The organism is Streptomyces sp. V4I23 (assembly GCF_030817975.1).
Taxonomy (GTDB): domain Bacteria; phylum Actinomycetota; class Actinomycetes; order Streptomycetales; family Streptomycetaceae; genus Streptomyces.
The window spans coordinates 2288674-2308030 of record NZ_JAUSZW010000004.1; the positions used below are offsets into that span (position 1 = coordinate 2288674).

At 71.6% G+C, this 19357-nt stretch carries 19 protein-coding genes and 1 pseudogene; 6 read left to right on the plus strand and 14 right to left on the minus strand.

Annotation, left to right across the window (positions count from 1 at the left end):
- Window positions 1-68: 68 nt before the first annotated feature.
- The 3 genes from smc to QFZ82_RS12425 all read right to left on the minus strand — a co-directional run bounded on the left by smc (window position 69) and on the right by QFZ82_RS12425 (window position 4704).
- Window positions 69-3635, minus strand: a complete 3567-nt coding sequence (gene smc / locus QFZ82_RS12415; RefSeq protein WP_307713232.1) for a chromosome segregation protein SMC — start codon at window positions 3633-3635, stop codon at window positions 69-71.
- Window positions 3636-3799: 164 nt separating this feature from the next.
- Entirely contained in the window at window positions 3800-4018 is a 219-nt protein-coding gene (locus tag QFZ82_RS12420; protein WP_177151413.1) for a hypothetical protein, read from the minus strand.
- Between the two features lie 404 nt (window positions 4019-4422).
- Window positions 4423-4704 (minus strand): acylphosphatase, encoded by a 282-nt coding sequence (locus QFZ82_RS12425; RefSeq protein ID WP_177151414.1) that lies wholly within the window; start codon window positions 4702-4704, stop codon window positions 4423-4425.
- A gap of 154 nt (window positions 4705-4858) precedes the next feature.
- Here QFZ82_RS12425 and QFZ82_RS12430 point away from each other — a divergent pair, with 154 nt between their 5' ends.
- Together QFZ82_RS12430 and QFZ82_RS12435 are read left to right on the plus strand one after the other, a co-directional pair.
- Window positions 4859-5788: a CAP domain-containing protein gene (locus tag QFZ82_RS12430; RefSeq protein ID WP_307713233.1), complete on the plus strand. Its 930-nt coding sequence runs from the start codon at window positions 4859-4861 to the stop codon at window positions 5786-5788.
- A 174-nt stretch (window positions 5789-5962) separates the two neighbouring features.
- The gene (locus QFZ82_RS12435; RefSeq protein WP_307713234.1) at window positions 5963-6361 is read left to right on the plus strand and encodes a helix-turn-helix domain-containing protein; all 399 of its coding nucleotides are present in this window, start codon (window positions 5963-5965) and stop codon (window positions 6359-6361) included.
- 12 nt (window positions 6362-6373) lie between these two features.
- Here QFZ82_RS12435 and mutM read toward each other — a convergent pair whose 3' ends face one another.
- Entirely contained in the window at window positions 6374-7234 is an 861-nt protein-coding gene (gene mutM, locus QFZ82_RS12440) for a bifunctional DNA-formamidopyrimidine glycosylase/DNA-(apurinic or apyrimidinic site) lyase (RefSeq protein ID WP_307713235.1), read from the minus strand.
- Between the two features lie 210 nt (window positions 7235-7444).
- On the opposite strand from mutM, the pseudogene QFZ82_RS12445 reads away from it, so the two are divergent.
- Window positions 7445-8325 (plus strand): annotated as a pseudogene (locus QFZ82_RS12445) (IS30 family transposase).
- A 90-nt stretch (window positions 8326-8415) separates the two neighbouring features.
- Here QFZ82_RS12445 and rnc read toward each other — a convergent pair.
- The 8 genes from rnc to QFZ82_RS12485 all read right to left on the minus strand — a co-directional run bounded on the left by rnc (window position 8416) and on the right by QFZ82_RS12485 (window position 16458).
- Window positions 8416-9267 carry a ribonuclease III gene (gene rnc, locus QFZ82_RS12450; RefSeq protein ID WP_307713236.1) on the minus strand — a complete coding sequence of 284 codons (852 nt, stop codon included), beginning with the start codon at window positions 9265-9267 and terminating at the stop codon, window positions 8416-8418.
- A 19-nt stretch (window positions 9268-9286) separates the two neighbouring features.
- Window positions 9287-9460 carry a 50S ribosomal protein L32 gene (rpmF, locus tag QFZ82_RS12455; protein ID WP_026165248.1) on the minus strand — a complete coding sequence of 58 codons (174 nt, stop codon included), beginning with the start codon at window positions 9458-9460 and terminating at the stop codon, window positions 9287-9289.
- 2 nt (window positions 9461-9462) lie between these two features.
- A complete protein-coding gene (locus tag QFZ82_RS12460; RefSeq protein WP_307713237.1) occupies window positions 9463-10092 on the minus strand; it encodes a DUF177 domain-containing protein in 630 nt (209 codons plus the stop codon).
- A gap of 153 nt (window positions 10093-10245) precedes the next feature.
- Window positions 10246-11313: an ATP synthase F0 subunit B gene (locus QFZ82_RS12465; RefSeq protein WP_307713238.1), complete on the minus strand. Its 1068-nt coding sequence runs from the start codon at window positions 11311-11313 to the stop codon at window positions 10246-10248.
- A 99-nt stretch (window positions 11314-11412) separates the two neighbouring features.
- A complete protein-coding gene (gene coaD / locus QFZ82_RS12470; protein ID WP_218183855.1) occupies window positions 11413-11892 on the minus strand; it encodes a pantetheine-phosphate adenylyltransferase in 480 nt (159 codons plus the stop codon).
- Between the two features lie 26 nt (window positions 11893-11918).
- On the minus strand, window positions 11919-12503 hold the full coding sequence (gene rsmD, locus QFZ82_RS12475; protein ID WP_307713239.1) for a 16S rRNA (guanine(966)-N(2))-methyltransferase RsmD: 585 nt from the start codon (window positions 12501-12503) through the stop codon (window positions 11919-11921).
- A gap of 37 nt (window positions 12504-12540) precedes the next feature.
- Window positions 12541-14811, minus strand: coding sequence for an ATP-dependent DNA helicase RecG (locus QFZ82_RS12480; RefSeq protein WP_307713240.1), 2271 nt, complete (start codon window positions 14809-14811; stop codon window positions 12541-12543).
- Window positions 14812-14874: 63 nt separating this feature from the next.
- The gene (locus tag QFZ82_RS12485) at window positions 14875-16458 is read right to left on the minus strand and encodes a DAK2 domain-containing protein (RefSeq protein ID WP_307717701.1); all 1584 of its coding nucleotides are present in this window, start codon (window positions 16456-16458) and stop codon (window positions 14875-14877) included.
- 265 nt (window positions 16459-16723) lie between these two features.
- Between QFZ82_RS12485 and rpmB the strand changes: the two genes are divergently transcribed.
- Entirely contained in the window at window positions 16724-16909 is a 186-nt protein-coding gene (gene rpmB, locus QFZ82_RS12490; protein ID WP_003957616.1) for a 50S ribosomal protein L28, read from the plus strand.
- A gap of 82 nt (window positions 16910-16991) precedes the next feature.
- Here the strand turns inward: rpmB and thiD are convergent, their stop codons facing one another.
- Window positions 16992-17780, minus strand: coding sequence for a bifunctional hydroxymethylpyrimidine kinase/phosphomethylpyrimidine kinase (thiD, locus tag QFZ82_RS12495; protein ID WP_307713241.1), 789 nt, complete (start codon window positions 17778-17780; stop codon window positions 16992-16994).
- Window positions 17781-17843: 63 nt separating this feature from the next.
- The gene (locus QFZ82_RS12500; RefSeq protein WP_307713242.1) at window positions 17844-18830 is read right to left on the minus strand and encodes a thiamine-phosphate kinase; all 987 of its coding nucleotides are present in this window, start codon (window positions 18828-18830) and stop codon (window positions 17844-17846) included.
- Between the two features lie 25 nt (window positions 18831-18855).
- Here QFZ82_RS12500 and QFZ82_RS12505 point away from each other — a divergent pair, with 25 nt between their 5' ends.
- A complete protein-coding gene (locus tag QFZ82_RS12505) occupies window positions 18856-18990 on the plus strand; it encodes a hypothetical protein (protein WP_307713243.1) in 135 nt (44 codons plus the stop codon).
- 113 nt (window positions 18991-19103) lie between these two features.
- The gene (locus tag QFZ82_RS12510; protein ID WP_307713244.1) at window positions 19104-19337 is read left to right on the plus strand and encodes an Lrp/AsnC family transcriptional regulator; all 234 of its coding nucleotides are present in this window, start codon (window positions 19104-19106) and stop codon (window positions 19335-19337) included.
- The last annotated feature ends 20 nt before the right edge of the window (window positions 19338-19357 follow it).

The window sequence follows — 19357 nt, forward strand, 5'->3', positions numbered from 1 at the left end:
TGAAGATTCAGTGAAGTGCCGGCCAAGTGTCCGCACACCCATGGGCGCGCACCGCGGCAGCCGTCGGTTCAGCGCAGCCGCTGGCTGATGACCTTGGAGACGCCGTCCCCCTGCATGGACACGCCGTAGAGCGCGTCCGCGACCTCCATCGTCCGCTTCTGGTGCGTGATCACGATCAGCTGGGAGCTCTCCTGGAGCTCCTGCATGATGCGGATCAGTCGCTGCAGGTTCGTGTCGTCGAGCGCGGCCTCGACCTCGTCCATGACATAGAACGGGCTCGGTCTGGCCTTGAAGATCGACACCAGCATCGCCACGGCCGTCAGCGACCGCTCGCCGCCGGACAGCAGCGACAGCCGCTTGACCTTCTTGCCGGGCGGCCGGGCCTCGACGTCCACGCCGGTGGTCAGCATGTTGTCGGGATCCGTCAGCACGAGCCGACCCTCACCGCCGGGGAAGAGCCGGGAGAAGACCCCTTCGAACTCGCGGGCGGTGTCCCGGTACGCCTCGGTGAAGACCTGCTCGACGCGTTCGTCGACCTCCTTGACCACCTGGAGCAGGTCGGCCCGGGTCTTCTTCAGGTCTTCCAGCTGCTCGGAGAGGAACTTGTGCCGCTCCTCCAACGCCGAGAACTCCTCGAGCGCCAGCGGATTCACCTTTCCGAGCTGCTGGTACGCCCTCTCGGCAGCCTTGAGCCGCTTCTCCTGCTCCGCACGGACGAACGGCCGCGGCTGATTGCGCGGATGCTCCGGGTCCTCGGGCAGCTCCTCGCCCTCGGCGGGCGGGGAAGGCGGAACGAGCTGGTCGGGGCCGTAGTCGGCGACGAGCCCGGCCGGTTCCACGCCGAGCTCCTCCAGGGCCCTGGTCTCCAGCTGCTCCATGCGCAACCGCTTCTCCGCGCCCAGCACCTCGCCCCGGTGCACCGAGTCGGTCAGCTTGTCCAGCTCGCTCTTGAGGTCGCGCCCCTGGTTACGGGCGGCCGCCAGCTCCTGCTCGCGCTCCGCCTTGGCCGCCTCCGCGGCCACGCGCTCCGCCTCCGCCCGCACCAGCGACACCTCGACATGCGCCAGCAACTGCCGGGCGCCACTCGCCACGGCCGCGGCGACCTCGGCCTCATGGCGCATGCGGGCGCGACGCTGTTCGGCGCGCGCCCGTGCCTCGCGCTCGGCGCGCGCGCCCCGGTCGAGGGCGTCGGCGCGGCCCGCGAGGCCCTTGACCCGCTCCTCGTGCGTACGGACCTGGAGCCGTGCCTCCATCTCGGTCTGGCGCGCGTTGGCCCCGTCGGCGGCGAGCCGGTCGCGCACACGGGTGTCGGGCTCCTCCTCGACCGGGGTCTCCTCCGCGACGAGCAGCCGTTCGGCCAGCTCCTCGGCCTCCTGTGCCGCCCGCTCCAGCGCCTCCTGGGCCCGGGCGGCCGCCGCGCCGGCGCGCTCGGCCTCGCCCGCGGCGCCGCGGGCCTGCCCGGCGAGGCGGCCGAGCTGCCCGGAGACGGCCGACTTCTCCCGCTCGGCGGCGCGCCTGCGCTCCCCCAACTCCTCGACGAGAGCGGCGCAGGCGCCACGGCGGGCGGCGGCCTGCTGCTGGGCGGCGGACAGCTCCTCGCACCGTGCGTCGAGCTGTTCGAGCTCAGCGGCGGCCTCGTCGACGGATGCCTGCACTTCCAGGAGACTCGGCGCCCCGGCGGACCCGCCCTGCGCGAGGTGCGCGCCGAGCACGTCGCCTTCGCCGGTGACGGCGGTCAGCCCGGGGTGCGCGTACACGACGTCCTCGGCGTCCTCCAAGGTGCCGACGACCACGACATCGCGCAGCAGCCGCCGTACGGCGGGCATCAGTTCCTCGGGCCCGCGCACCAGTCCGGCGGCGTACGGGTGGCCGGAGGGGCCGTTGCCCAGGGAGCTTGGGGCCTCGGCCGCTGCCGTCGCGCCCGCCAGGAGCAGGGTCGCGCGCCCGCCGTCCTCCTTGCGCAGCAGCCGGATCGCCTCCGCGGCCGTGGCCGGGTCCGCGACGGCGACCGCGTCGGCGGCGGCGCCCAGCGCCGCGGCCACCGGAACCTCGTAGCCGGGCGTCACCGTGAGCAGCTGGGCGGCCGGCCCCAGGAGGCCCGTGAGCCGGTCGCGCGCGGCGAGCAGTATGCCCGTACCGTCCTTGCGGCGCAGGCCGAGGGCGAGTGCCTCGCGCCGGGCGGCGACCGCGGCGCGGCGGCGCTCCGCCCCGGTCAGGGCCTCACGGGCGGCGCCCAGCGCGCTGTCCGCGCCGGCCAGTTCACGCTTGGCGGCCTCGTGCTGGTCGGCGAGGGCCGAGTCGTCCGCGTCCAGCCCTTCGACCTCGGCCTTGAGCTGCTCGTACTCCTCCTGCGCGGCGGCAGCCCGCTCCTGGGCCTCGTCGCGGGCGGCGGCGAGCCTCTCGATCTCGGCCTGGGCCGACGCCGCGCGGGAACGCGCCGCGTTGACCTGTCCGCTCAGCCGGGCGAGCCCTTCGCGCCTGTCGGCGATCGCGCGGGCGACGTCCTTGAGCCGGCGCTCCTCGACGGTGAGCTGCCGCTCCAGTTCGGCGCGGTGCGCGACCGTGTCCTCCAGCGCCCGCTCGGCCGCCTCCAGCGCTGCCTCCAGTTCCGCCTCCTGCTGACGGATGCGGGCCGCCTCGCGCTCCATGTCCTCGGGGTCACGTCCGCGCCGTTCCTCCGCGGGCTGGGCGGTGGCGCTCTTGACCCGGGCGTCGGCGAGCGAGATCGTGCCGCGGACCCGTTCGGCGAGCTGGGAGAGCTCGTACCAGGTCTGCTGGGCGCTCTGGAGGTGCGGCGCGAGGCGCCGTACCTCGTCCTCCAGTTCCGCCTCCCGGACGAGGGCCGCCTTCAGCTGCGCCTCGGTCGCTTCCTTGCGCTGCTTGAGGGCGGCCTCGTCGGCGATCTCGGCGTGCAGCGCCTCGCGGAGGGTGACGAGGTCGTCCGCGAGCAGCCGCAGGCGGGCGTCGCGGAGGTCGGCCTGGATGACGGCGGCGCGGCGGGCGACGGCTGCCTGGCGGCCGAGGGGCTTGAGCTGGCGGCGCAGTTCGTCGGTGAGGTCCTGCACGCGCGCGAGATTGGCCTGCATGGCATCGAGCTTCCGCAGCGCCTTCTCTTTGCGCTTGCGGTGCTTGAGGACGCCCGCGGCCTCCTCGATGAAGGCGCGGCGGCCCATCGGGTCGGCGTGCAGGACCGAGTCGAGCTGCCCCTGGCCGACGATGACGTGCATCTCGCGGCCGATGCCGGAGTCGGACAGCAGCTCCTGGATGTCGAGCAGCCGGCAGGTGTCCCCGTTGATCTGGTACTCGCTGCCGCCGTTGCGGAACATGATCCGCGTGATGGTGACCTCGGCGTACTCGATGGGCAGGGCGCCGTCGGAGTTGTCGATCGTGAGGGAGACCTCGGCGCGGCCGAGGGGCGGCCGGCCGGTCGTCCCGGCGAAGATGACGTCCTCCATCTTGCCGCCGCGCAGCGACTTGGCCCCCTGCTCCCCCATGACCCAGGACAACGCGTCCACGACGTTGGACTTCCCGGAGCCGTTCGGGCCGACGACGCAGGTGATCCCCGGCTCGAAGCGCAGCGTCGTGGCGGACGCGAAGGATTTGAACCCGCGGAGGGTCATGGCCTTGAGGTGCACGCCGCCGGACTCTACCTTTCGCTCGCGGTTTCGCCTCTGAAGGCGCAGGGCACATCAGACGGTAAAGAAAGCATGTACGGGGCGGGCACGGGGAGAGGCGGGGGAAAGAAAGAAGGGACGCCTGGGCGTCCCTTGCATATCTTGGTGCGCGACGGAGTCCGTGCTCAGGTGAGCGCAGGCTCCCCCTGGTGTACGTCGATGTCGATGCCGTTGAGAAGCGGCTCGCCAGGGTGCTGAGCGGCGGCAGCCGTGAGCGCGTCGTTCTCGGACTGAATGCGTACGAGCTCGGACTCGAGGTCCTGGACGCGCTGCTGTAGCCGTCGCATCTCGGCGAGGAGTCGCGGGTCGGAACCGCCGACGTAACCGAGAAGCGCCTTTGCCATGATGGATGGTCCTCCACAATGAGTGACCGACCGATGCGGTGTGGGTCGTGAGGGATTCGCACCCGCGGTGCTGACAGTTCTTCTTGTACTGCTGAGGTCTTGCTGCGGTTCTTACTGCCAAACAGCTAAGGTGCGCGGGGCTTCCAGAGTCTCACCAAAAAGTTTGACGGTCAACACGATCACACCCCGTATCGGCGGGCAGCCCGGGGGCATACGGCCGCTTCATCGAGCGGCGTGCCTGACCTGCGGGGCCCTGGGGGCGTGGCGATCATCCTTCTCTCCGCAGCCTGGCACGGGGAGCCTCTCCTTGGCAACCACCAGGCGGTTTCCTCCCCGGACCGATGCCTGTGGCACATGCCGGAAGGTGCTCGCGACGTAACTGCGGGCACCCGGACGGAGGACACTCAGCGGACGGCGAAGTCGGCGTAGATGCCTCTGGGCGTGTCCCAGATCTCAGTGACGCCGTCGACGCGGCCGGGAGTGTCGCCGGACCGCAGCCAGTCCAGCAGACGGTGGCAATTCTCACGCGGCCCCTCTGCGACCACTTGCACCCTGCCGTCCTCCAGGTTGAGGGCGAAGCCCTTGAGGTCTCCGATCTCGAGTGCGTTCGCCCTGGTGAACCAGCGGAAGCCCACTCCCTGTACCCGGCCGCGTACCCACGCGGTGAGGCGCGCATCGTCGTTCATGAGGGCACCGTAACCGGCCGAATGGGCACAGATCACATCGCCCCCCGCGTGCCATGGCGTACAGTCCGGACGCAATGAGCGTCACCCGTTCGGGTGCACCCATTGACGTTCGACGCCGAGCAGGACGGCGTCGGGAACCAGGAAGGCACACCAGATGGGTCGCCATCGGAAGAAGCGCGCGGGTCTGCCCGTACGCACCGGGCTGCTCGGCGCCTCCGCTGCCATGGCGGTAGGCGCCGTGGCCGTCACCACCGGCATCCTGCCGGTCGGTGACACGTACACGATCGGCTCCTCCAGCAACGAGTCCCCGGTGCAGATACGCACCGGAGGACCTGCCCTGCTCCAGCCACAGGGAGAGGCGAGCACCACGCCGTCCCCGTCGGCGACGCCGAGCCGGACCCCCCAGCCGTCGAAGTCCCCCGCGAAGCCGTCGCCCACGAAGCCGGCCGCGAAGGCCAAGCCCTCTGCGAAGCCGTCGCCGACCAAGCGGGTCGAGAAGGCCAAGCCCTCTGCGAAGCCGTCGCCGACCAAGCGGGTCGAGAAGGCCAAGCCGTCCGCGACGCCTTCCAAGAAGCCCGTGGGGAAGAAGACCCAGGCCGCCCCCGAGCCGGAGAAGACCACGTCGGCGCCGGTGCCTGAGCCGTCCCGTGAGGCGGACCGGCCCGAGTCGCGCCCGTCCTCCCCGGCCGCTGTCCCCACGTCCGGTGCGTCGGCGACCGAGGCCGCCGTGCTCAACCTGGTCAACGAGGAGCGCGCGAAGGTGGGCTGCTCCCCCTTCAAGGCGAGCACCTCGCTGGCGGAGCTGGCGCGGGTCCACTCCAAGGACATGGCGGTACGCGGGTTCTTCGACCACACGAACCCCGACGGTCAGACCCCGTGGGACCGCGCGGCCGCGGCCGGTGTCGCGAACCTCGGCGGCGAGAACATCGCGCGCGGCCAGGCCGACGCCGGTGCGGTGATGAACGCCTGGATGCAGAGCGAGGGCCACCGCGCCAACATGCTGAACTGCGACTTCACGACGATGGGCGTCGGCGTGTACATGGGCGACGGCGGCCCGTGGTGGACGCAGAACTTCGGCTATTGAGATATCCGCAGGTCAGTGACCTGTCAGCTTCCCTGGGCCGTCTCGGCGCCGTTAGCGGCAACCGAGGCGGCCCAGACTTTCTCCACGGCGGCCCCGTTGCCGCATACGCCCTGGGCGCTGTCTTTTCGAAAGGGCAATCTCTGGGGCAGCGCTGCCCGGCGTAGGCTGGCGGGCATGGGCGACGACCTTGGATTCGACGTGTTCTCCCGGCAGTGCCCCTCGCGCGGAACGCTGGAGCATGTGACGGGTCGCTGGGGCAGCCTGACGATGGGCGCCCTGTACGGGGAGCGGCTGCGGTTCAACGAACTGCGCCGCCGGGTCGACGGCGTGAGCGAGAAGATGCTGTCCCAGACGCTGCACGCGCTGGAGCGCGACGGGCTCGTGCACCGCGAGGCGCAGCCGACCAATCCGCCGCGCGTGGACTACGAACTCACCCCGCTCGGTCGGGCCGTCACCGAGCAGCTGCTCGGCCTGATCCGCCTGGTCGAGGGCCGGATGCCCGAGGTGCTCGAGGCGCGGCAGCGGTACGACGCCGGCCGTGAGGAAGCCGGCGACCGGGCGGCGGTCCGCTAGAGGACGACGGCGTCAGGCCGTGGTGCGCGGGACCCGCTGGCAGCGGGGGCAGAAGTAGCTGGACCTGTTCATCCAGGGGCGGCGCCGCATGACCGTGCCGCAGCGGTTGCAGGGCTCGCCCTCGCGGCCGTACGCGTCCAGGGAACGCTCGAAGTACCCCGATTCGCCGTTGACGTTCACGTACAGGCTGTCGAAGGTGGTGCCGCCTACCGCGAGGGCGGCCGTCATCACCTCGCGTATGTGGCCCAGCAGTTCCACCGAGCGCGGCCGGGTGAGCGTCGCGGTCGGGCGGTCGTAGTGCAGCCGGGAGCGCCAGAGCGCCTCGTCCGCGTAGATGTTGCCGACGCCGCTGACCAGTGACTGGTCGAGCAGGGCGCGCTTGACCGTGGTGCGGCGCGCGCGGAGCGCGGCGTGGAAGACGGCGTCGTCGAAGAGCGGGTCCAGCGGGTCGCGGGCGATGTGCGCGATGACGTCGGGCAGTCCCTCGGGGGTGTTGTCGTGCAGCGACAGGCCGCCGAAGGTGCGCTGGTCGACGAAGCGGAGCTCGGTGCCGAGGGAGTCGTCGAAGCGGAGCCGGATGCGCAGGTGCTTCTCGTCCGGGGCGTCGTGCGGCTGCACCAGCAGCTGTCCGCTCATCCCGAGGTGACCGAGGACCGAGGTGTCCGTGTCGGTGAGCGGCAGCCACAGGTACTTGCCGCGCCGGCGGGCGTCCCCGACGGCCTGCCCCTGCAGCCGGGCCGCGAAGTCCTCGCCGCCCGCGACGTGCCGACGCACGGCGCGAGGGTGCAGCACCTCCACCTCGGCGATGGTGCGTCCGCCAACCCAGGTGGCCAGGCCGCGGCGTACGACTTCGACCTCGGGCAGCTCGGGCACGGGGCTCCTTCCGCGGTGGTCGGGGCGATGCCCGCAGCGTATCGCGCGACGCGGGGCGTGCAGCGCTGAGGCCCCTCACCGCAACTTCCGTTCTAGTGGTCGTCGCAACACCCCAGTTCAGGGGATGCGATGGACTTCAAGATCCGGAAGAGCCGCAAGGAGCAAGGGCCCCGCAAGCTGCAACGGGAGCGGGAGGAATACTTCCGGCTCATGCAGCTCGGGTTCGGCAATCTTGAGGCGTCCAGACGAGTCGGGGTCAACCCTCGGACCGGTCGTGAGTGGCGCAACGGCCGGCCCGAGGGCCGGAAGAAGCGTCCGAGGCCACCCGCGAATGCCGTGCGGGTGGCCTCAGGGCCGTCCCGGTACCTGACGGAAGACGAGCGGATCCACATCGCCGACCGGTTCCGGGAGAAGGCGACAGTCCGTGCCATCGCCGCCGAGCTGGGCCGCAGCCCGTCCACCGTCAGCCGGGAGATACGCCGAAACGGCATGCCCCTGCGCGGCGACCGCTTCCGCTGGGCCTACCGGCCCGCCCTCTACGTCCAAGGCCGCGGAGAGCTCCGCCGGGAACTGACCCTGGCCCTGCGGACAGGACGCGCCATGCGCCGCCCTCAACGCCAGGCCCACAGCCGCCAGCAGCGGTTCACACACCCCATGGTGCTGATCAGCGACCGCCCGGCCGAGGCCAACGACCGGGCCGTGCCCGGCCACTGGGAGGGCGACCTCATCGTCGGCAAGGACCACCGCTCGGCCATCGCCACGCTGGTGGAGCGCAGCACGCGCTACCTCATGCTGGTACACCTGCCCCAGGGCAGCGGCGCAGTCGCTGTCGGCGACGCCCTGGCGGATACTGTCCAGACCTTGCCGGAGCACCTGAAGAGGTCCCTGACCTGGGACCAGGGCTCCGAAATGGCCGGTCACCACACGTTCAGCGTCACCACCGGCATTCCGGTCTACTTCTGCAACCCCGGCAGCCCTTGGCAGCGTGGGACACCGTTGCTGCCGAACTCAACAGCCGCCCACGCAAGACGCTCGGCTGGGAAACCCCAGCCGAGCGTCTGTCTAAACTGCTCGCCGCCACACGTCAGTGATCACGTGTTGCGACGACCACTGGAAACCGCCCAAGCGGCGAGGGGCCTCACAGGAACTGCTGGGGAAGCGGAGCCCGGGGAAGGACCGGCTCAGGCCGAGGCCCGGTCCGTCGGCGCCGGGGCGGGAGGGGTGTCGGCGGCCCCTTCGCCACTTCCCGCGTCCGGTTCGGCCGCGGCCTGGGCCGCCGCCTTGGCGCGCTCGTCCGCGGCGGCGCGGATCTCCCGCCACGCGGATTCCGCCGCCTGCTGCTCCGCTTCCTTCTTGCTGCGGCCGGTGCCGGTGCCGTACGAGACACCACCGACGCGGGCGGCAGCAGTGAAGATCTTCTCGTGGTCGGGTCCGGTCTCGGTGACGAGGTACTCCGGCACACCGAGCCCCTCGGCCGCGGTGAGCTCCTGGAGACTGGTCTTCCAGTCCAGGCCCGCACCGAGGTTCGAGGACTTCTCGATCAGCGGGTCGAAGAGCCGGTGCACCAGCTCGGACGCCGCTTCGAGACCCTGGTCGAGATAGACGGCGCCGATCACCGCTTCAAGGGTGTCGGCGAGAATGGAGGCCTTGTCCCGGCCACCCGTGCCCTCTTCACCCCGGCCCAGCCGGATGAAGGAGCCCAGTTCGAGGCCGCGGCCGACCTCCGCCAGCGCACGCGAATTGACCACCGCGGCCCGCAGCTTGGCCAGTTGGCCTTCGGGCAGGTCGGGGTGGGTGCGGTAGAGCGTGTCGGTGACCACCAGGCCGAGCACCGAGTCCCCGAGGAACTCCAGACGCTCGTTGGTGGGCAGACCGCCGTTCTCGTACGCGTACGAACGGTGGGTCAGCGCGCGCACCAGAAGGGCGGACTCGAGGTGATACCCGAGCCGCCCTTCCAGAAGCGTGTGGGACGAGGCTGCGTTGACTGTGTTCGTTGCGTCTGCCTGCTTCTTGGCAGGGGACACCTCAGACATCGGGCCTCTCACCAGCCGCTCAGACCTCGAGGACCTGGCGCTTGTTGTAGGTGCCGCAGCTCGGGCACGCGATGTGCTGCTGCTTCGGCTCCTGGCAACGCTCACACGAAACCAGGGTGGGGACCGCAGCCTTCCACTGCGACCGGCGGTGGCGCGTGTTGCTGCGCGACATCTTCCGCTTCGGAACAGCCACGGCTACTTCTCCTGCTTCTCGTCGACGCCCGCTTCGGCGCCGCCCATGTTGTCCTTCTCACCGGTTCCGAGTGAATCGGCGAGTCCCTGCAGTGCCGCCCAACGGATGTCGACGGCGTCATGGTGGTGGTCCGGGTCGTCGTCCAGCCTGATCCCGCACTCGGGACACAGGCCGGAACAGTCCTCCCGGCACACCGGCTGCATCGGCAGTGCGAGCACCACCGCATCACGCAGCACGGATTCGAGGTCGAACATGCCGTCCTCGAGATAGAGAATGTCCTCGTCCTCGTCGTCGACAGGCTCCGCGGGGCGGCCCCGGTCGTCGGCGTCGGGATACGTGAACATCTCCTGGAAGTCCGCGGCGACCTCTTGGCGCAGCGGCTCCAGACACCTTACGCACTCCCCCTCGGCGCTCGCACGGGCGGTGCCTGTGACGAGCACCCCTTCCATGACGGACTCGAGGCGCAGCTCCAGCTCCACCGGCTTGCCCTCGGGCACTCCGATGACGCCTTCGATACCCAGGTCCTTCGGCGCGTCCACCGTGCGGGACAGCCGCTGCAGCGCACCGGGCCGCCGTCCCAGCTCGTGCGTGTCGAACACGAGGGGGTTGCGGTGGTCGAGGCGCGTGCTCACGGCTCTTCCTGCTTTCGGATCGTGGGGAGGGGCCGTCCCGATTCGTGGGGCGAAGCGGGCAGCCGGGATCGCGGAACTACGCGCGACCGAAGAGCCAGGATACTGGACCGGCCGCCGTAGACCCAATCCGGGCTGTTCGGCGGCCTCCCGGGCCTAGCGGCCCTGCTCGTAGCGACGCAGCTGCTCCATGTCGATCATGCTCGTGTCGAACAGGCTGGTCTCGTCGAGCGCGGCGCCCTGCTGGGCCTGCGGCTGGTGCTGCTGGTAGGCGTAGGGGTTCTGCTGCGCGTAGTGCTGCGGGTCGTAGGCCTGCTCCTGGTACGCGGCGTACGGGTCGGTGCCCTGGGCGCCGTAGCCGGCGGGGGAGACGCCCTCGGGGGCGTACGCCTCCTGTGCCTGGTAGCCGTACACGTCCTGCTGGGCCGGGATCTGCGGCGCGGGCGGCGGCTGGTACGCCGCGTACGTCTGCTGCCGCTCGGGCTCCGGGGCGGCGTCGGTCAGCTCGGCGAGGCCCGCCAGGTAGTCCGCGTCGCTCGTGGGCTGGTGGCCGCCCGCGGCGTCCTGCGCGGCCATGTGGGCGCCCAGATCGTCGGTGGCGATCCGGCCGTGCAGCTTCTGACGGCCGCGGCCGACCGCGTCGAGGGTCTTCGACAGCACGGCCTCGAAGGCGCCCAGCTTGGCGTCGACGTACTCGTCCGCGCGCCGGATGAGCGTCTGCGGGTCGCTGCTGTGCTCGGGGGCGTCCTCGTCGGCGAAGCCGTGCTCGTCGAGGCCGGGACCGCGGCCGAGCAGCTTCTCGCGCCCGCGGTCGACCGAGCCGATGGTCTTGGTGAGGACGACCTCGAAGTTGGCGAGCTTGGAGTCGACGTAGTCGTCGGCCTCCGCGCGGATCTCCTCCGCCTCCTTGCGCGCCTCGGCGAGGATCCGGTCCGCCCGCTCCTGGGACTCGCGGGCGACCTGGGTGTCGGAGATGAGCGACCCGCGCTCGGCGTGGGCGGACTCGATGATCCGCTCGGCCTCCTTGCGGGCCTGCTCGACGAGCTGTTCCCGGCCTCCGATGAGCTCCTGGGCCTGGGCGAGGGAGCCGGGCAGCGCCTGGCGGACCTCGTCGAGCATGGCGAGCAGCTCGGCGCGGTTGACCACGCAGGAGGCCGACATGGGCATGGACCGGGCGTTCCCGACCGCCTCGACGATCTCGTCGAGCTTCTTCTGCACGTCCACCGTGTGTTTGCCACTCTCTACAGCCGGATTGGAGACGGACGGGTCGACTGTACGGCCAGTCGGTGCCCTCCCGACACCGGGTGACGGACTGTCAGCGGCTCACTTCTCGGCGAGCCGCCGGACGAGGGCCTCGTGGACCACCGGCGGCAGCAGGTGGGAGACGTCGCCGCCCCAGGCCGCGACCTCCTTGACGAGGCTGGAGGAGAGGAAGCTGTAGGTGGGGTTGGTCGGGACGAACAGGGTCTCGACGCCCGAGAGGCCGTTGTTCATCTGGGCCATCTGCAGCTCGTAGTCGAAGTCGCTGACGGCGCGCAGCCCCTTGACGATCGCGGGGATGTCGCGTTCCTTGCAGAAGTCCACGAGGAGACCGTGGTGGGACTCCACCACGACGTTCCCGTACTCGGTGGTGACCTGACGGATCAGCTCGATCCGCTCCTCCACCGTGAACAGTCCCTTCTTGGACTGGTTGATCATCACCGCGACGTGTACGACGTCGTACAGCTTGGAGGCGCGGGCGATGATGTCGAGGTGTCCATTGGTGATGGGGTCGAACGACCCCGGACAGACTGCTCGGCGCAACTGAAGTCCCTCGCTCTCCGGTCCGGTCATGGTGCGTCTTCGCACGTAGAGGCGGCGCGACCGTACCAAAGCGTCCCTTCGCCGTAGCGACGGGCCCGCAGCGGCTCGAAACCTTCGGGCCAGTTGAATTCTCCGCCTCTGGTGCTGCGCTCCACGGTGGCGAGCGCAGCGTCCGCGAGCCAGCCCTCGCGGCGGAGTGTGAGCAGAATCTCGCGAAGATCGTCGTCGGTGACGGCGTACGGCGGGTCGAGGAAAACCACGTCGTAGGGGTGCTCGGGAGCCGGGCCCGTGACGATCTGCTCGGCCTTGCCGGTACGGACCTCGGCACCGGGCAGGCCCAGCGCGCGGACGTTCTCCCGGACGGTGCGGACGGCGCGGGCGTCGGCCTCGACCAGCAGGGCGTGGGCCGCGCCGCGGGACAGGGCCTCCAGACCGACGGCGCCCGAGCCCGCGTAGAGATCGGCGACGCGGATGCCGTGGAGGCTGCCGAGCTGGGACTCCCAGCTGGAGAAGAGTCCCTCCCGGGCACGGTCGGACGTGGGGCGGGTGCCGTTGCCGGGCGGAACGGCGAGGCGGCGTCCGCCGGCCACGCCGGCGATCACGCGGGTCATCTCGGGCCTCTCTGTACGGGCTGACCTCCCAAGTCTCTCAGCCCTTGTCGAGGTACTGCTCCCGCTCCTTGTCCAGCAGGGCGTCCAGCGCCATCCGCAGACCGGGCAGGTGCTCCAGCTCCGGATCGGCCCGCACGACGGCGGCGGCCTCCTCGCGGGCGGCGGCGATGACCTCCTCGTCCTCGATGACGGCGAGCATCCGCAGCGAGGAGCGCACCCCGGACTGGGCCTGGCCGAGCACGTCGCCCTCGCGGCGCTGCTCCAGGTCGATCCGGGAGAGCTCGAACCCGTCCAGCGTGGCCGCGACCGCGCCGAGCCGGGCGCGGGCGGGGCTCGCCTCGGGCATCTCGGTGACCAGCAGGCACAGTCCGGGCGCGGAGCCCCGGCCGACCCGGCCACGGAGCTGGTGGAGCTGGGAGACGCCGAAGCGGTCCGCGTCCATGATCACCATGGCCGTGGCGTTCGGGACGTTCACGCCGACCTCGATGACCGTGGTGGCGACCAGCACGTCGATGTCGCCCGCGGCGAAGCGGCGCATCACGTCGTCCTTGTCGTCGGGCGCCATCCGCCCGTGCAGGACCTCCACGCGCAGTCCCGCGAGGGGGCCGCGGACCAGCTGCTCGGCGACCTCCAGGACCGCGAGCGGCGGCCGCTTCTCCGCCTCGTCCTCGGCCGACTTCTTCTTGGCCTTCTCGTCCTCGGCATCGCCGATCCGAGGGCAGACCACATACGCCTGGTGGCGGCCCTCGACCTCCTCGCGCACCCGCTCCCAGGCGCGCGCCAGGAAGTGCGGCTTGTCGGCGGCCGGGACCACATGGCTGGCGATCGGCGACCGCCCGGCCGGCAACTGGTCGAGCACGGAGGTCTCCAGGTCGCCGAAGACCGTCATCGCGACCGTGCGCGGAATGGGGGTGGCGGTCATCACCAGCAGGTGCGGCGGCTGCTTCCCCTTCGAGCGCAGGGCGTCGCGCTGCTCCACGCCGAAGCGGTGCTGCTCGTCGACGACGACGAGGCCGAGGTCGTGGAACTGCACCTTGTCCTCGATCAGGGCATGCGTGCCGATGACGATGCCCGCTTCACCGGTCACCAGGTCGAGCAGCGCCTGGCGGCGCGCCGGCGCGCCCATCGAACCGGTCAGCAGCACGACCTTGGTGCCGTGGTCCGAGCCTCCGGGCGCCCGCCCGTCGCCCGACCCCCGCCCCTTCTGCGGAGACTCCCCCGGAGCCTTCGGCGCGGGGGGACCCCCCTCGCGCCAAAGGCCCCAATTCTCGGCGAGGTCGCCCATCATCTCGGTGATCGAGCGGTGGTGCTGCTGGGCCAGGACCTCGGTGGGCGCGAGCATCGCGGCCTGACCGCCCGCGTCGACGACCGCGAGCATCGCCCGCAGTGCCACCAGCGTCTTGCCGCTGCCCACCTCGCCCTGCAGGAGGCGGTGCATGGGGTGCTCGGTCGCCAGGTCGTCGAAGATCTCCTTGCTGACCGAGCGCTGGCCCTCGGTGAGGGTGAAGGGCAGCTTGGCGTCGAAGGCGTCGAGCAGTCCGCCGGGCACGGGCCTGCGGGCGACGGCGGGCAGCTGGGTGTCCGCGAACCTGCGGCGGGCGAGCGCGACCTGGAGGACGAACGCCTCGTCCCACTTCAGCCGCTGCCGCGCGGCCTCGATGTCGGCCTTGGTGCGCGGCCGGTGGATCTTGTGCAGGGCGTCGGGCAGGTCGGTCAGCCCGCGGCCCTCGCGCAGGGCGGGCGGCAGCGGGTCGACGGCGTCCCGCGCGCTGGGCAGGACGGCGTCGACCGCCTTGGCGATCTTCCAGGACTCCAGCTTGGTGGTGGCCGGGTAGATCGGGATGAGCGCCCCGGCCCAGCTGTCCACGGCCTCCTCGCCGTCCTCGCCGCGCAGCAGCTCGTAGGCGGGGTGGGCGAGCTGGAGCCTGCGGTTGAACATGGAGACCTTGCCGGCGAACATCGCGCGGGTGCCCGGCAGCAGGTCCTTGTGCGGCTTGTGCACGCCCTTGCCGAAGAAGACCAGCTGGAGCCGGCCGCTGCCGTCGGTGATGGTCACCTCGAGCCGCCGTCCGCGGCCCTGATTGAAGGTCAGGACGCGCGCGTCGGCGACGCGGGCCACCACCGTGACGTGCTCGTCCAGCGGCAGCTCGGACAGCGACGTCAGCTCGCCGCGCTCCGCGTACCGCCGGGGGTAGTGGTGCAGCAGGTCACCGAGGGTGTGCAGGTCGAGGTGCTCGGCCATCACCTTCGCGGTGGCGGCTCCGAGCGCGTTCTTGAGAGGTTCGTCGAGCGCGGGCACGCCACCCATTGCACACCACACCACCGACAGTCGTCGCGCACCTGTGGACAGCGCGCCCCACGGGCCGTGCGCCTACTCCACGCCGATGAGCAGCGGCGTCCCGCGGCCGCCGCCGTCGTAGACGAGGGTGTCGACGGCGAGGTACCCCTCGCGGACGTGGGCCTCCAGGTGCGCGGCGAGGCCGGTGGGGACGCCGTCGCCGAGCACGAGGGTCACCAGTTCGCCGCCGGAGGAGAGCATCCGGTCCAGGACCGTGAGCGCCGTGTCGGTCAGGTCCTTGCCGATGACGGCGACGTCGCCGTCGATCAGGCCCAGCACGTCACCGGCCTGGCACACGCCCGCCGAGGTCCACGACTGCCTCTCCGCCACGGCGAGTTCGGCGTACCGGGTCGCGCCCGCGGCCGCCGACATGGCGACCACGTCCTCGTCGAAACGGCGGTCCGGCTCGTGGACGGCGAGGGCCGCGATGCCCTGGACCGCGGAACGGGTCGGGATGAGCGCGACGCGGACGCCTTCCGCGCGGGCCTGTTCCGCCGCGGCCGCGGCCGTGTGCCGCAGGGACGCGTCGTTGGGCAGCAGGACGACCTCGCGGGCGTGCGCCCGTCGGATCGCGTCGACCAGTTCGCCGCTGGCCGGCGGCTCCCCCGGCCGCATGGGCACGGTCGTGGCGCCCGCCTGGTCGCACAGGTCGGCCAAGCCGTCGCCGGGGACGACCGCGACGACCGCGCGCTGCACCCGCTCGCGGGGTTCCGCGGCCGACTGGGCGGCCTCGGCGCCGAAGTGGGTGATCCGGATCCGGTACGGCCGCCCCGCCTCGACGCCGGCCTCGACGGCGGCGCCCGCGTCGTCCACGTGGACATGGACGTTCCACAGGCCGTCGCCGCCCACGACGACGAGCGAGTCGCCGAGCCCGTCCAGCCGGGTGCGCAGCCGGGCGACGGCCTCGTCGTCCGCCTCCAGCAGGTAGATCACCTCGAAGGCGGGTCCGCCGCCTTCGCACGGCTCGACCGCACGGGCCTGGAGCGCCGGCCGGGCCGACGAGAGTCCCGGGGCCGCCGGCGCCTCGCCGGAGACGGCCTCCACCAGGGCGCCGAGCACCGCGAGCAGACCGCGCCCGCCCGCGTCGACGACGCCGGCCCGGTCGAGGACAGCCAGCTGGCGGGGAGTGTTGTCGAGGGCGGTCCGGGCGCCGGCGTAGGCCGCGTGGAGCGCGTCGGTCGGTGCGTTCTCGGCCGCCTCGGCGGCGGCCGAGGCCACGGTGAGGATGGTGCCCTCGACAGGGTGGGCGACGGCCTCGCGCGCCATCTCGGCGGCCCGCCGCAGCGCTCCGGCCAGCTGGCCGCCCGCGCCGATGCGCTCGGCCATGCCCCGCAGCAGCTGGGCGAGGATCGTGCCGGAGTTGCCCCGGGCGCCTATCAGCGCGCCATGGGCCATCGCGTGCATCACATCGGCGAGCGAGGGCTGCGACCGCCCGGTCTCGTGGGCGGCGAAGACGGCTTCCACGGCCTGGGCGGCGGACTCCGCCGTCAGATAGAGGTTCGTGCCGGTGTCCCCGTCCGCGACGGGGTAGACGTTGATCGCGTCGATCTCCTCGCGCTCCCGGCCGAGGGCCTCCAGCGCCAGCGAGCACCAGGCGCGTACCACTTCGGCGTCCATCGTCTGCGGCACCTGGTGGTCCTCCTCGGTCGGCCGTCCGGGCCGTGGGCGGCGGGGTGCCTCGCAGCGTAGACCCCGGCTCCGACCAGGCACGGGGGCGGGTGCGCAGCAAGCCATGGTAGTTTCGTATCTCGGACGCAGTCGTTGTATGCTGCTCCGGTTGCCCGATGAGAATCGGGCCATTCCCCCGGCAGGCCACTTCAGATCACTGATTCCGGCACGCCGGATTTCACTGTAAGTGCATCTGAAGTCTTTGGAGTGACCCGTGGCTGCCAACTGCGACGTCTGCGGCAAGGGGCCGGGCTTCGGCAACAACATTTCGCACTCGCACCGCCGTACGTCCCGTCGCTGGAACCCGAACATCCAGCGCGTGCGTGCCGTGGTCGGTCGGACGCCGAAGCGGCTCAACGTCTGCACCTCGTGCATCAAGGCCGGCAAGGTCTCGCGCTAACCGCGACGTTTCGTCGTAGCGCAGCCCCTGCGGTTGCCTTGAAAGCCGGTCCACCTCGGTGGACCGGCTTTCGCCTTTTCCGCTAGCGGAGACGCCAGCCGTGGTCGACCGGGCCGATGCCCGCGCCCAGGGCGAAGCCGGCCGCGATCGCGCCGGTGACGTACTCCTTGGCCGCCCGTACGGCATCTGGCACGGACATCCCCTTGGCCAGCCCCGACGCGACCGCCGACGCCAGCGTGCAGCCGGTGCCGTGCGTGTGCCGGTTGTCGTGACGCCCGGCGCGCAGCCAGTGCTCCTCGGTTCCGTCGGTCAGCAGGTCGACGGCGTCCCCGGCGAGATGACCGCCCTTGATGAGCGCCCAGCGCGGCCCGAATCCGAGCACGGCGTCGGCGGCCCGGCGCATGTCCGGCTCGTCGTGCACCTCGATGCCCGTGAGCTGGGCGACCTCGTCGAGGTTGGGGGTGGCGACGGTGGCCGTGGGCAACAGCTCGGTACGTACGGAGTCGAGCGCGGAGGCCGCCAACAGCGGGTCCCCGTGCTTGGAGACGCCGACCGGGTCGACGACCACGGGCACCTCGGTGCCGGCGAGCAGTTCGGCGACGGTCCCGACGAGCTCTGCGGAGGCCAGCATGCCGGTCTTCACGGCCTGCACGCCGATGTCGTCGACGACGCTGCGGTACTGGGCCCGTACGGCCTCCACGGGCAGCTCCCACGCGCCCTGCACACCGGTCGAGTTCTGGGCGGTGACGGCGGTCAGCACGCTCATGCCGTGGACGCCGAGGGCCAGCATGGTCTTGAGGTCGGCCTGAATGCCGGCACCGCCGCCGGAGTCGGACCCGGCGACGGTGAGCACGCGAGGGGGTATGGGCATGTCCTCGAATCTACTGGGCGCGCCCCGATCCACCGGGCGCCGGGACCTGCTGAGCCTGTGGACCTACTGGGCGTCCGGCTGACTGCCGTCCTCGATGCCCCCGAAGTGGTCCCATCCGCCCTTGCTGGTCCACGGTGCGCCGTCGACCGTCACCTGGGGCAGCGCCGAGGGGTTGAGCACCTCTCCGATCACCTTCCAGCGGGCGGGCAGCTTGGCGTCCGGCGGGAACGTCGCGACGATCGCGTGGTCCTCTCCCCCGGTCAGCACCCACTGGAGCGGGTCGACGCCGACGGCCTGGCCGATGTCGTTCATCTGCGAGGGGATGTCGATCAGCCCCGAGCGCAGATCGATGCGGACCTTGCTGGCCTCGGCGATGTGCCCGAGGTCGGCCACGAGACCGTCGCTGACGTCGCACATGGCGGTGGCGCCGAGCCCGGCGGCCGCGGGGCCGGCGTGGTACGGCGGCTCGGGCCGGCGGTGCGCCTCGACGAAGGCGCGCGGCGAGCGGAAGCCGCGGGAGAGCACCGCGTGCCCGGCGGCTGACCAGCCCAGCCAGCCGGTGTAGGCGACGACGTCGCCGGGCTGGGCGCCCGCGCGGGTCACCGGCTCGTGGTTGCGCAGGTCCCCGAGTGCGGTGATCGCGATGGTGATCACGTCGCCGCGCACGATGTCGCCCCCGACGACGGCCGCCCCGGCCACCTGACACTCGTCCCGGATGCCGTCCATCAGCTCGGTGGCCCAGGTGACGGGAAGCTCGGCGGGCACCACGAGGCCGAGGAGCAGAGCGGTCGGGACCGCGCCCATGGCCGCGATGTCGGCCAGGTTCTGGGCGGCGGCCTTGCGCCCGACGTCGTACGCCGTCGACCAGTCACGGCGGAAGTGCCGGCCCTCCAGCAGCAGGTCCGTGCTCGCCACGACCCGCCGGTCCGGTGCGGCCACGACCGCGGCGTCGTCGCCGGGTCCCAGCCGCACCGCGGGGGTGGAGGTGAGCCGGGAGGTGAGCTCCCTGATGAGCCCGAACTCCCCCAACTCGCCCACAGTGCCCTTCACCGAGGTTCACCTCTCCGTTTGTGATGTGTCCGATGTATCCGACGTACCGGCGGCCCCGGCCGGCGACCCCGCACTGCGGTCGCAGGCCGTCCCCGCCGTCGGTACCGTCAAGAGATACGTCAACTTCTGCTCTGTGCACGCCACGCTGCGGGCGCCGTAAGCCGCGCAGGTCTCCCCGTGGCCCGCGACGACGCGATACCGTGGCGACCCTTCTCCTTGGGATCTCCCCACCGACGGTAGGGGACATGATCCTGCTGCCGCCCTGGAGGTTCCGTGGTACAGGCGTACATCCTCATTCAGACCGAGGTGGGCAAGGCGTCGACGGTCGCCGAGACCATCGGCAAGATCGCAGGCGTGATCCAGGCCGAGGATGTGACCGGCCCCTACGACGTCATTGTGCGCGCACAGGCCGACACGGTCGACGAGCTGGGCCGCATGGTGGTCGCCAAGATCCAGCAGGTCGACGGCATCACTCGCACCCTCACCTGCCCGGTCGTCCACCTGTAGCCCCCGTCTACCCTTGGCCG